The following is a 12,495-nucleotide window of genomic DNA, read 5'->3' on the forward strand; positions in this document are numbered from 1 at the left end:
AACTGTATGCTTCATTCGCCAGTTTTCTTCTGAAAACTGCGAGCTCATACCCAAGAAAACTTAAACGCCGCCTAACAGAGTATCCAACAATCAACACTTTGAGTTCAGGCAGCAAAATACTCGAAAGCAAACTTCGCTCCATTCACTACACTGATAGAGGCGAAGTGTGGTTCTCGATAAAAATCAGACAGGACCATCAATAATAAGGAAAAAGTACATGGCGACGAATCAAGCTCCGTCACAAGATGTGCAAGAAATGGTGGCTCAGGCAGACACAGGTGCACGTAGCCCTTCGGGAATGCAAGGACGAATCCTTTGGTTTGTTCCTCTGTGTTGGTCACTATTTCAATTATGGTACGCATCCCCGTTACCATTTATTTTCAATTTTGGCGTACTGAACGACACGGAAGCGCGATCTATCCACCTTACTTTCGCGATCTTTTTGGCTTTCACTGCTTATCCAGCGATGAAGAATTCTCCTCGCGATCATATCCCTCTTGTTGATTGGATACTCGCGTTGGCTGGCAGCTTTTCAGCAGCCTATATATACCTTTTTTATACCGAGCTAGCAGGACGCTCAGGCGCACCGACAACGGTTGATATCGTTGTTGCTGTTATCGGTATGATCCTCCTTTTAGAAGCAACACGCCGAGCTCTTGGTCCACCATTAATGGTCGTGGCTGCTGTTTTCCTTACTTACACCTTTGCAGGCCCTTACATGCCTGACGTTATCGCGCACAAAGGGGCAAGCTTGAACAAGGCCATGTCTCACTTGTGGCTAACAACAGAAGGCGTATTTGGGGTTGCGCTAGGTGTTTCTACCTCTTTTGTCTTCTTGTTTGTATTGTTTGGAGCAATGCTGGAACGCGCTGGTGCTGGTGCTTACTTCATTAAAGTTGCCTTCTCGTTGCTTGGCCATATGAAAGGTGGTCCAGCTAAAGCGGCCGTTGTTGCATCAGGTTTATCTGGTCTGGTTTCTGGTTCTTCAATCGCAAACGTAGTAACAACTGGCACCTTTACCATTCCACTGATGAAGCGTGTTGGCTTTCCCGGCACAAAAGCGGGTGCGGTAGAGGTAGCGGCTTCAACCAATGGTCAGTTAACACCGCCAATCATGGGTGCAGCCGCATTTTTGATGGTGGAATACGTCGGTATCTCCTACGTTGAGGTGATTAAAGCTGCCCTACTTCCAGCGCTAATCTCTTATATTGCTTTAATTTACATTGTTCACCTTGAAGCATGTAAAGCAGGCATGACGGGCCTTCCTCGTCGCCACAACCCAACACTAGTACAAAGTCTGCTGTCCTTTACTGGCACAATCTTAGGATTGTGTGTGATCAGCGCATTGGTTTACTACGGAGTGGGTTGGACAAAAGACGTCTTTGGTGATGCCGCGACACCAATTGTTACCGTCGCACTATTAATCGCGTACGTTGGGTTGGTGAAAGTCTCAGCAAATCACGTGCAAGATGGCGCAATTGAGATTGATGCAGAATTAACAGAAGTACCTGATCCTGGCCCAACCGTTAAGTCAGGCTTGCACTACCTACTCCCTATCGTCGTATTAGTTTGGTGTTTGACTGTCGAACGTTTCTCACCTGGCCTTTCGGCATTCTGGGCAACGGTATTCATGATTTTCATTTTGCTTACTCAACGTCCGTTGATTGCACTGCTGTCAAAGCAAGGTGACATGCTTCAGCAAACCAAAGATGGCTTTGTCGATCTTGCCGAGAGCTTAGTTTCTGGTGCGCGTAATATGATTGGTATCGGCGTTGCAACCGCGGCAGCGGGCACCGTTGTTGGTGTTGTTACACTAACGGGTATCGGCCTAGTGATGACCGACTTCGTCGAGTTTATCTCTGGTGGCAGTATCATTCTTATGCTGCTGTTTACCGCCATCATTAGCTTGGTTCTGGGGATGGGTCTGCCAACAACGGCGAACTACATCGTGGTCTCTACGCTAATGGCGCCGGTTATTGTTACGCTCGGCGCGGCGCATGGCTTGATTATTCCGTTGATAGCGGTGCACTTATTCGTTTTCTACTTTGGTATTTTGGCCGACGATACCCCACCTGTAGGTCTTGCAGCTTTTGCAGCAGCCGCAATTGCGAAATCAGATCCAATTCGTACCGGTATCCAAGGTTTTACTTACGATATTCGAACCGCTATTTTGCCGTTCATGTTTGTGTTCAATACCCAGCTATTGTTAATGGGGATCGACTCTTGGTGGCATTTGGCGCTCACGGTCATCTCATCGATCATTGCAATGCTGATATTCTCTGCGGCAACTCAAGGGTGGTGGTTCACGCGTAACAAGTGGTGGGAAACAGTCCTATTATTAGTACTGACGTTTTCGTTTTTCCGTCCAGGTTTTTGGTGGGACATGCTGTACCCAGCGAAAGTTCTTTCTCCTGGCGTTGAGGTAGCTCAAATCACGGAAACACTAAATGTAGGAGAATCATTGGAGTTACGTGTTGCCGGTGAAAACCTTGAGGGCGACTACATTGAGAAAACGGTTCGTCTTCCATTCGAAGACAGTGCGACAACAGCAGACGCACGTATTTCATCTATGGGTCTAATGCTGACCGAAAGTGACAACAAAATGATTGTCGATATGGTTGAATTTGGTAGTCCAGCAGAGTCCGCAGGTATCGACTTTGATTGGGAAATCAAGTGGGTTATCCAGGATGCAGACCGTCCGATGAAAGAGTGGGTGTTTGTACCATGCTTAATGATTTTGCTGGTGCTTGCAATGAACCAAAAACGTCGTGCTCGTAAGGAACAATTGAGCGCATAACCGATTTGGCCCCGAGGATAAAGGGGCCTTAATGAGAGACATTGAATGTACAAACAAATTCTTGTTCCGGTTGATCTAAATGACCAAGGCTTTTCAGACCGAGCGGTTGAACTAGCGGTTTGGCAGGCAAAGCAAGCAAATGCTCAAATCCATCTTCTGACGGTACTACCTGGTATTCACATGTCGATGGTTGCCACATACTTTCCGAAAGATGCTGCGGCCAAAATGAAGCAAGACGTGAAGCAGCAACTAAAAACTTTCGCTAATGAGCATATTGCTGAAGATGTGGTTTACCAAGTGCATGTTGCTGAAGGCAAGGCCTACGCGACCATTCTTGATTATGCAGAACGTTTAGGCGCAGATCTCATCATTATGCCAAGTCACAAGCGCTCTAAAATCAATAAAGTAATGCTTGGCTCTGTCGCGAGTAAGGTTGTGGAATATTCTCCAATCAATGTGATGGTCGTAAAACCGCAAGGCTAAGTAAATACAGAAACGAAAAAGGACGCTAACATTAGCGTCCTTTTTATATTAAACAAGTAAGGGTTATGCCATCACTGGGTAATCGGTATAACCTTCTGCTCCACCCAAATAAAAGTGTTCTGGTTTCGCCTCATTAAGAGGTGCATTTTTCTTAAATCGCTCAACTAAATCTGGGTTTGCGATAAAGGGAACGCCAAATGCGACCACATCAACTTTGTTTTCTGCAATTGCTGTTGCCGCTTCTTGTGCACTGTAGCCCACGTTCGCCATTAAGTGACCTTTATAGTTTTCGCGTGCTGGCTTGAGAACATCTGCTTTTTGTACGCCTTTCAGATCCGCACGCATCACGTGCCAATAAGCAAGATCGAAAGAATTAAGTTGCTCTGCTAAGTAACGCATCAAGCCAACTGGATCACTGTCTTTCATGTCATTAAATCCATTTAGCGGAGATGTGCGCAGACCGACTCTTCCGGGTCCCCACACCTCAACGACTTCTTTCACTATCTCAAGTAAAAATCGAGCACGATTTTCAACCGAGCCACCGTATTCATCGGTACGTAAATTTGAGCCGTCACGAAGGAAGTTATCAATAAGATAACCATTGGCGCCATGTATCTCGACCCCATCAAAGCCGGCTTTCTTGGCGTTTTCTGCACCTTGTTTAAACGCCGCAACAATGGAAGCTATCTCATCCACTTCGAGTGCTCGTGGTACCGTATATGCTTGCTTACCCGAAGGGGTATGGACTAATTCATCACGAATGGCCAATGCGCTCGCCGCTACAGGTGTTTTTCCTTCATTCAGATCAGGATGACAAGCTCGTCCCGCATGCCAAATTTGCAGTACAATCTTACCGCCTCTCTCATGAACCGCATCCGTTACCTTTTTCCAAGCTGCGATTTGCTCTTCGCTGTAAATGCCCGGCTCTGCCATGAAAGCAGACGTACCTTCCATCACCATGGTGCATTCAGCAATGATAAGTCCGGCACTCGCACGTTGAGCGTAGTATTCAACCATAAGGTCATTAGGAATATGGTCCGCACCAGCACGAGCTCGCGTTAAAGGCGCCATAATGGCACGGTTATCTAATGCTAATTGACCGAGTTCGATAGGAGAAAATAAGTCTACAGAGTTGGACATGGTGTTTACCTCAAATGACAATAACTTGATGGCTAAGGATGAGGTGCCAGACTATAATCAGATTAATATTGAAACAATATGGATAATTGAAAGTGATTGTTCGCAATTTAGAAACAATTGACTTTAGAACGCTTTCTATCTTTGTCACAAGCTGTCGACTACTGAGCTTAACCAAGTGCGCGCTGGAGTTAAACCTACCAAAATCTACTGTTAGTAAAGCCATAACCAAACTCGAACAACACTTTGAAGCCAAACTGCTAGAGCGCACAACCCGAAAGTTAGTGATCACCGAAGCTGGCCAAATGGTTTTAGAGCGTGCTGCAAGCTTAGTTGAGGAATTCCACTCAATTGGCCATGACGTACAGGAGATGGAACAACAGATCCAAGGCCGGCTGCGTATTTCCGCGCCACCAGCGTTGGATGCGTATATGGCGGAACACATCTTTTTGCCATTTTTAAAACAATGGCCAAAAGTACAAATTGCGTTAGAAGCATCGAACGATTTTGTTGATCTGTTTTCACACGGCTTTGATATGGCAATTCGAGTCGGTCAGATAGTTGATGATCGATTGATCGCAAAAAAATTAGGCTATACCACTCGAGTCCTGGCTGCTAGCCCTGAGTATTTAGCTGAGTTCGGCGTACCTGAAACGCCAGAAGATCTGACAAAACACAACTGTTTGAGGTATCAATATGTTTCAGAAATAGGGCCTTGGACGCTGATCTCACACGATAATACCGTCAATGTTTCAATAACCAGTAACTTCTCAAGTACAACTGTAGAAGCAATATTGAAAGGCGCACTTAAAGGACTAGGCATCGCTAACTTACCTGTGCAGAACATGACGCAAGAGCTAGAAAGTGGCACCTTAGTCAGAGTGTTACCGCAATGGCACACGGTACCAATGCCTATTTATTTAGTCTATCGTCCTGGAGCAAACCGCCCACGGCGTGTACAAGCAATGATTGACCATATCATGAGCTTAAGATCTCAATTTGAATTTGGCCCTCGGCATGGTTTGTGTTGCGGAGAAGCATAACCTAGCAACTATCAGGCACTAGCATGCTGCTCGGATAAATGCCGCAAGCTTCTCACTAGCATGCTGTTCACTCAATGCAGACATATCACCCGCGGCTTCCACTTTACCATCTGCCACAAACACAAAGTGGCTGGCAATCGCTTTGGCATCGCTTAAATGGTGCGTGACCATCAATACGGTTATTCCCCGCTCTGCTGCGAGTTTTTTTACCAAGCTCAGCATCTCTTCACGCAACACCGGATCAAGCGCCGAGAACGGCTCATCCAATAGCCACATGGGATGAGGCTGAACAAAACAACGCGCTAAGGCAACACGTTGACGCTGGCCACCAGAAAGATGCTCTGGCAAACGGTCGAGGTACTCTGCAACACCAACTTGCTGCGCGGCTTGTTCAATCTGACGATTTTGGTCCACCGTAAGCTTTAGCCCTGGGTGTAAGCCCAAACCGATGTTGTCACGCACCGATAAGTGAGCAAACAAATTGTGCTCTTGGAACAACATAGAGAACGGACGCAGATAAGGCTCTTTACGCACAATGGACTCACCATCAACACAAATATCACCACGGTCAGGATGGATGAATCCTGCCACCAACGCCAGCAAGGTTGACTTCCCTGCCCCACTTGGTCCCATCAGCGACACAATCTGTCCTTGCTCAATCGTTAAGTCAAAACGAAACAGTTCACGTTGGTAGGTGTACTGCACATCATCCAACACTAACATTACGCTCTCTCCTTCGTTTTCAATACTTTCTCAATCAAGGCAAAACAGCCCACACTCAACAACAATAAGGTCACCGATACCACCGCAGCCGCGTCCATCTGATAGCTGCCAAGCAGCTGGAATAAATACAGAGGTAAAGTGCGGAACTCTTGTCCGCCAAACAACGCAATAGCACTTAAATCGCCAATCGCAAACATAAAGCTGATCGCAAACGCATGTGCAAACGGCTTGCGTAGCGCCTGCCACTCCACCACTTTAAACCGTTGCCAGCCACGCATGCCTAAGCTGGCACATACATACTGATACTGTTGTTCAATGTGCAGCATTGGCTGCGCTAGCGTTTTGATCACGTAAGGCAAAGCCATCAAACCGTTCACCAAAATCACGACAAAAAATGCCAAGCTAAAAACATCGGTAAATGCGCGCAGTAGTAAGAATAAACCGGTGCTAATCACCAGACCTGGAGTCACCAAAATAACGGTGCCGATTAACTCAATCTGATCGGCTCGCGTGTTTTTGTACTGCAACCGCCAACGGCGACTGGTCAATAGTATGGACACCCCTGCAGCGACCGCAAGCGCGCTAGCGACACAGGCGACTTTGAGGGAGTTCAATAGCGCAGACCAAAAACGCTCATCGGTTAATACTGTCCAAACTTGTTGGTTGATGCCACTCAGTAACACCATCAATAACGGCGGTATTACCAGTAAAAAGGCACCTATGATCCAAAAGCTATCCCAAGCTTTTGACCACCCATGATCCTTCGTTAAATATTGCTGTACCGATGTGCTTCCAGCACTGATAGAAACAGGCCTTGTTAACTTCTGCACTCCAATAGCAAGCAGTCCACATAACAGCATCTGCCACAGCGCCAATAACGCCCCAGCTTGTAAATCAAAATCAAACTTAATCGCTTGGTAAATGGCCAATTCAATGGTGGTGGATTTTGGCCCGCCCCCCAACGCCATTACAGTGGCAAAACTGGTAAAGCACAACATAAACACCAACCCACAAACGTGGGGAAGCTGCTGCCTTAAACGCGGCCATTCTACCCAGCGAAACTTATCCCAATGGCTCATCCCAAGATGCGCGCAAAGCTTATGCTGCTCGGCAGGAGTAGACTCCAAGGCTTGCAGAAGCAATCGTGCCGCGTAAGGTAAATTAAAGAACACATGGGCGAGTAAAATGCCGTTCAAACCGTAAATAGAGAATGGCAGTTTAGTGTCGAAACTTTGCAACCACTGCGCCAACAAACCACTGTTGCCATAAATCGCTAACAGCCCAAAAACACCAACCAAAACCGGCAAAACCAGTGTCGATGCAAACAGCTTAAGCAGTAATGATTTACCAATAAATTGGCGACGCGAAAGTGCGTGCGCTACTGGAATGGCAAAGCCAACACTGAGCAATGTGGAAAGAAACGCTTGGTAGAAACTGAACTTGGTGACATGTTGATAGTACGGGTCGCCCCATACCACAGACACATCAAGTGAAGGGGCTTGAACAATCAAAGCACCTAGGGCAGAAATAACAAAGGTCGCGATGATCATCGCGACCCCTAAACCTATTTTTGGAACAGAATTCAAAGGTAAAACCTATCTCATTCAGATGAGGATGGAAACGTCAGCTAAAACGTCAATGCGCTTTGCCATTCGCGAATCCAAGACTTACGCATTTTTGCCACTTCATCAGCACTAAAGCTCAACGACTTGCTTGGAACACTCAAAGTTTCAAAACCTTTAGGTAACTCAACGTCAGTGACTGGGTACATCCAGTTACCCGTTGGCATCGCCGATTGGAACTCATCACTTAAAATGAAACTCATAAATTGATCAGCAAGTTCTGAATTTTTTGCCCCTTTCACTTTGGCGGCTACTTCAACTTGCATGTAGTGGCCTTCAGCAAAATTCGCCGTAGCAAACTTCGAATCGTTTTCCGCAATTAAGTGGTACGAAGGTGAAGTGGTGTAAGAAAGCACTAAATCGGACTCACCATTGAGGAACATAGAATACGCCTCAGACCAACCTTTCGTGACCGTTACGGTTTTGCTCGCTAGCTTCTGCCACGCTTGCGTCACATCGTCGCCATAAATAGATTTCATCCATAGCATTAAGCCTTGGCCCGGCGTTGAAGTCCGCGGATCTTGGTAAATCACTTTCAGATCGTCGCGCGTTTCCACCAGCTCTTTCATGCTTTTCGGCGGATTAGCCAGTTTCTCTTTGTTGTACACAAACGCGAAGTAGCCGTAATCGTACGGTACAAACGTCGTGTCACTCCAACCGTTTGGTAACACTGTGTTAGCCGTATCCACATTGTGCTCGGCAAGCAGATCGGTTTTCTTCGCTTCTGCCATCAGATTGTTATCCAAACCTAATACGATGTCCGCTTTGCTATTACCGCCTTCAAGACGAAGACGATTCAGAATCGACACACCATCGTCCAACGCTACGAAGTTAACGTCACAGCCACATTTTGCTTCAAAAGCTTGCTCGATTTTAGGACCCGGCCCCCAATCTGCGGCAAAAGAGTCGTAGGTATAGATGGTTAATGTGTTTTCAGCGGCAAACGCTGAAGTAGAGGTGATTGCAGCTAGGGCAATCAGATTTAGAGTGGGTTTCACTGCTCGCTCTCCATGAGTATTTCAGAGAAATAAGTTGAGCGGCACAGGGTTTGAGGCGGCTATTAAGGACTTCCAATATCCAGACTCAATTCCTACGCCAGCATTATCTGGTTCAGGTAATACGGGTCCCTAGTTAAACACTTAGGTCTCAGCGCCCCAATGCATTGATTGACTCAATGCTAAATGGGTTTGCTCCCCGATGAGTTGGATGGATTGTAAAGGTATTTGAGTGGTTACACAATCAGCTCACGAGCGCTGGTCATAACCCCAACGAGGCACCAAACCTTGCTCAATACCTAAGTGGTCAAGAATTCTCGCCACCATAAAATCCACTAAGTCTTCAATACTCTTTGGCTGATGATAGAACCCTGGAGCTGCTGGCATGATGGTGACGCCCATTTGCGACAGTTTGTGCATGTTCTCCAGATGTAGCGTTGAAAATGGTGTTTCGCGAACCACGAGCAACAGCTGCCCGCGCTCTTTCATTACCACATCAGCGGCCCGCTCGATCAAGTTATCTGACATACCATGCGCAATCGCTGCAACGCTTCCCGCAGAACATGGGCAAACCACCATTTGCTTTGGTGCAGCAGAACCAGACGCAACCGGTGAGAACCAGTCATCTTTACCGCAAACGGTGATGTTATTTCGATTGCAGTTCAGGTGCTCTACCAATGCTTGCTGCGCCGCTTCTGGGCCACTTGGTAGCTTAAGATTATGCTCGGTTGCCATCACAACACGAGCCGCCGAAGAAATCAGAACGTAGACATGATAATCCGCCGCAACCAAGCATTCTAAAAGACGAAGGCCGTAGGGAGCACCAGAAGCACCCGTTAATGCCAACGTGATGGCTTTTTTATGAGAGGGTTGTGTTTTGTTTTGCATATCAATCAGGCTTTTTGTTTTAACTGCTCAAGAAGTTTTCCGTGAATACCACTAAAGCCACCGTTGCTCATGACTAGAATTTGGTCACCTGGTCGCGCACGTTCGACGATCTTGGCTACAAAGTTATCTATATCCGCATCGACAAACGCTGGCTGTGTGCATTGGTCGGCAATGTCTTGCACAGACCACTCGATATTATCTGGCTGGAACAAGAAGACTTCATCTGCACTGTGTAGTGACTCTGCAAGTGTGTTTTTGTGTACGCCACGCTTCATGGTGGCAGAACGCGGCTCTAACACAGCTAGGATGCGTTTTTCACCTACCTTGTTACGCAAACCACCGACAGTAAGTTCAATTGCCGTTGGGTGATGCGCAAAATCATCGTAAACCGTCACACCTTGTTCTTCACCTTTCAGCTCTAAACGGCGCTTGGTATTGATGAAACGCCCTAATGCTTGGCAAGCAAGATCCGGAGTGACTCCAACATGTCGTGCAGCAGCGATTGCCATCAGCGCATTATCCACATTGTGGTCACCCACCAAATTCCATTCGACGGTACCAACCTTCTCGCCTTGCAACGCAACGTCAAATTTTGAGCCATCAAGCACTAATTTGTGCGCTTGCCAGTCACCATTCTCACCAGAGAACTGTTTTTCAGTCCAGCAGCCACGCTCTAATACATCCGCTAACGCCTGATCTTTTCTCGGCGCTAAGATCAATCCATTGCCCGGTACAGTTCGCACTAAATGATGGAATTGGCGCTTGATCGCTTCTAGATCATCGAAGATATCAGCATGATCAAACTCAAGATTGTTCATGATTAAAGTGCGAGGATGGTAATGCACAAACTTAGAACGCTTATCGAAAAAAGCACTGTCATATTCGTCCGCTTCAACGACAAAAAACATACTTTCACCCAAACGAGCAGACACTCCGAAGTTACCGAGTACCCCACCGACTAAGAAACCCGGTTGATAACCACAATCTTCAAGTATCCAAGCAAGCATGCTCGACGTGGTCGTTTTCCCATGTGTACCCGATACCGCCAATACCCAACGATCATGCAGCAAAAACTCGTTGAGCCACTGCGGGCCAGAGGTGTAACGCATGTTAGTGTTGAGCACATGCTCGACACAAGGGTTGCCACGGCTCATCGCATTACCAATCACCACAAGATCTGGTTGAGGGTCGAGTTGAGACGGGTCAAAGCCTTCAATAATTTCAATACCTTGAGACTCAAGCAGTGTGCTCATTGGCGGATAAACGTTGGCATCAGAACCAGTGACTTTATGTCCTAATTGGCGCGCTAGAATCGCTGCGCCGCCCATAAATGTGCCACAGATACCCAAGATATGAATGTGCATAAACTAAACCTTGTAATGCGTTTTTTAATGCTTTCATTATCGCGATTACCGCCTGAAAAGCGAGTGACTTTAGCCTTCTTCTTGCAGTCCCTTTCACAAATATGACAAGGTTGAACACAGACTGTACAACCTCTTGCTTACTGATGAATCCCTCAAACAAGTCTACAAATAAATTGAGATCTCAAACAGTTACTTCATTACCATTAAAAAGATCTGCGACTTAAACTTACATCCAGCGCAATCGTTTAACATCCATAAAGAGATGCTCACTTGCGCACTACCCCCAATGAAATGAAAATGTAAGGATTAACCATGTCAGGACTGCGCACCCTAGGCGAGTTCATTGTCGAAAAACAAGCGGATTTCCCCCACGCTAGCGGTGATCTATCATCCCTTTTAGCCTCCATTCGTTTAGCTGCAAAAATCGTTAACCGCGAAATCAACGCAGCGGGTCTCGGTGATATCACTGGTGCTGTAGGCACGGAAAATGTCCAAGGTGAAGATCAGCAAAAGCTCGATGTTTACGCGAACGATAAGTTCAAAGCCGCGCTTGAAGCTCGTGATCAAGTGTGTGGCGTTGCCAGTGAAGAAGAAGACGAAGCAGTTGCGTTCAATAAAGAACTCAACCAAAACGCCAAATATGTAGTACTGATGGACCCACTTGATGGTTCTTCTAACATCGATGTGAACGTCTCTGTTGGTACTATCTTCTCGATTTACCGTCGTGTTTCTCCAATCGGTACTCCACCAACTGAAGAAGACTTCCTACAACCTGGTCACAAACAAGTGGCTGCGGGCTACGTAATTTACGGCTCCTCCACCATGTTGGTATACACAACTGGTAACGGCGTAAACGGCTTTACTTACGACCCATCTATCGGCAGCTTCTGTCTTTCTCATGAAAACATGATGATTCCTGATGATGGTAAGATCTACTCCATCAACGAAGGTAATTACATTCGTTTCCCTCAAGGGGTGAAGAAGTACATCAAGTACTGCCAAGAAAACGTGCCAGAAGACGGTCGCCCATACACTTCTCGCTACATTGGCTCGCTGGTTGCTGATTTCCACCGCAACCTACTGAAAGGTGGTATCTACCTTTACCCAAGCACACAAAGCCACCCACAAGGCAAGCTACGCCTGCTTTACGAATGTAACCCTATGGCATTCCTCATTGAGCAAGCTGGCGGCATTGCATCGGACGGCGTGAATCGCATTATGGACATCAAGCCTACTGAGTTGCACCAGCGTGTACCTTTCTTTGTGGGTTCGAAGAACATGGTTCGCAAAGTTGAAGAGTTCCTTGAACTGCACCGCGACGAAGAATAATTTCAGACCTTTGTCCAACGCGGCAGGTGTTTACCTGCCGCGTTTTTGTCGCTAAAGTGAAACGCGAATTTATCATCAGATGAAGCCGCTTTTGTGTGACTCATCGTTAATGAA

The 12,495-nt window shown here is 46.7% G+C and carries 10 protein-coding genes and 1 riboswitch; of the genes, 4 read left to right on the forward strand and 6 right to left on the reverse strand.

Features of this window, described 5'->3' with window-relative positions:
* Positions 1-217 precede the first annotated feature (217 nt).
* Positions 218-2,797 carry a TRAP transporter permease gene (locus R7Z41_RS03785; RefSeq protein WP_005383099.1) on the forward strand — a complete coding sequence of 860 codons (2,580 nt, stop codon included), beginning with the start codon at positions 218-220 and terminating at the stop codon, positions 2,795-2,797.
* Positions 2,798-2,842: 45 nt separating this feature from the next.
* Entirely contained in the window at positions 2,843-3,280 is a 438-nt protein-coding gene (locus tag R7Z41_RS03790; RefSeq protein WP_005379654.1) for a universal stress protein, read from the forward strand.
* 63 nt (positions 3,281-3,343) lie between these two features.
* Here the strand turns inward: R7Z41_RS03790 and R7Z41_RS03795 are convergent, their stop codons facing one another.
* On the reverse strand, positions 3,344-4,420 hold the full coding sequence (locus R7Z41_RS03795) for an alkene reductase (RefSeq protein WP_047101924.1): 1,077 nt from the start codon (positions 4,418-4,420) through the stop codon (positions 3,344-3,346).
* Positions 4,421-4,512: 92 nt separating this feature from the next.
* Here R7Z41_RS03795 and R7Z41_RS03800 point away from each other — a divergent pair, with 92 nt between their 5' ends.
* Positions 4,513-5,460 (forward strand): LysR family transcriptional regulator, encoded by a 948-nt coding sequence (locus R7Z41_RS03800; RefSeq protein WP_005379650.1) that lies wholly within the window; start codon positions 4,513-4,515, stop codon positions 5,458-5,460.
* Positions 5,461-5,478: 18 nt separating this feature from the next.
* On the opposite strand, the gene thiQ is transcribed toward R7Z41_RS03800, so the two are convergent.
* The 5 genes from thiQ to mpl form a co-directional block, all read right to left on the reverse strand.
* A complete protein-coding gene (thiQ, locus tag R7Z41_RS03805) occupies positions 5,479-6,183 on the reverse strand; it encodes a thiamine ABC transporter ATP-binding protein (RefSeq protein WP_005379648.1) in 705 nt (234 codons plus the stop codon).
* The gene (thiP, locus tag R7Z41_RS03810; RefSeq protein ID WP_213964166.1) at positions 6,183-7,769 is read right to left on the reverse strand and encodes a thiamine/thiamine pyrophosphate ABC transporter permease ThiP; all 1,587 of its coding nucleotides are present in this window, start codon (positions 7,767-7,769) and stop codon (positions 6,183-6,185) included. Before thiP ends, thiQ begins: the two co-directional genes overlap by 1 nt.
* A 41-nt stretch (positions 7,770-7,810) precedes the next feature.
* Entirely contained in the window at positions 7,811-8,803 is a 993-nt protein-coding gene (thiB, locus tag R7Z41_RS03815; RefSeq protein WP_318136335.1) for a thiamine ABC transporter substrate binding subunit, read from the reverse strand.
* Positions 8,804-8,875: 72 nt separating this feature from the next.
* A riboswitch (TPP riboswitch) is annotated at positions 8,876-9,012 on the reverse strand.
* Positions 9,013-9,049: 37 nt separating this feature from the next.
* Entirely contained in the window at positions 9,050-9,688 is a 639-nt protein-coding gene (locus R7Z41_RS03820) for a flavin prenyltransferase UbiX (RefSeq protein ID WP_005379640.1), read from the reverse strand.
* A gap of 5 nt (positions 9,689-9,693) precedes the next feature.
* On the reverse strand, positions 9,694-11,052 hold the full coding sequence (gene mpl / locus R7Z41_RS03825; protein WP_005379638.1) for a UDP-N-acetylmuramate:L-alanyl-gamma-D-glutamyl-meso-diaminopimelate ligase: 1,359 nt from the start codon (positions 11,050-11,052) through the stop codon (positions 9,694-9,696).
* A gap of 312 nt (positions 11,053-11,364) precedes the next feature.
* Here mpl and fbp point away from each other — a divergent pair, with 312 nt between their 5' ends.
* A complete protein-coding gene (gene fbp / locus R7Z41_RS03830) occupies positions 11,365-12,381 on the forward strand; it encodes a class 1 fructose-bisphosphatase (RefSeq protein WP_005383114.1) in 1,017 nt (338 codons plus the stop codon).
* The last annotated feature ends 114 nt before the right edge of the window (positions 12,382-12,495 follow it).

Origin of the sequence: Vibrio sp. 1457 (assembly GCF_033340195.1) — a bacterium.
GTDB classification, from domain to species: Bacteria; Pseudomonadota; Gammaproteobacteria; order Enterobacterales; family Vibrionaceae; genus Vibrio; species Vibrio alginolyticus.

What these genes read in the sequence shown, in the direction of transcription:
- R7Z41_RS03785 (WP_005383099.1), top strand. Translation starts at nt 218, where the DNA reads ATGGCGACGAATCAAGCTCCGTCACAAGATGTGCAAGAAATGGTGGCT.
- R7Z41_RS03790 (WP_005379654.1), top strand. Translation starts at nt 2,843, where the DNA reads ATGTACAAACAAATTCTTGTTCCGGTTGATCTAAATGACCAAGGCTTT.
- R7Z41_RS03795 (WP_047101924.1), bottom strand. Translation starts at nt 4,420, where the DNA reads ATGTCCAACTCTGTAGACTTATTTTCTCCTATCGAACTCGGTCAATTA.
- thiQ (WP_005379648.1), bottom strand. Translation starts at nt 6,183, where the DNA reads ATGTTAGTGTTGGATGATGTGCAGTACACCTACCAACGTGAACTGTTT.
- R7Z41_RS03820 (WP_005379640.1), bottom strand. Translation starts at nt 9,688, where the DNA reads ATGCAAAACAAAACACAACCCTCTCATAAAAAAGCCATCACGTTGGCA.
- mpl (WP_005379638.1), bottom strand. Translation starts at nt 11,052, where the DNA reads ATGCACATTCATATCTTGGGTATCTGTGGCACATTTATGGGCGGCGCA.
- fbp (WP_005383114.1), top strand. Translation starts at nt 11,365, where the DNA reads ATGTCAGGACTGCGCACCCTAGGCGAGTTCATTGTCGAAAAACAAGCG.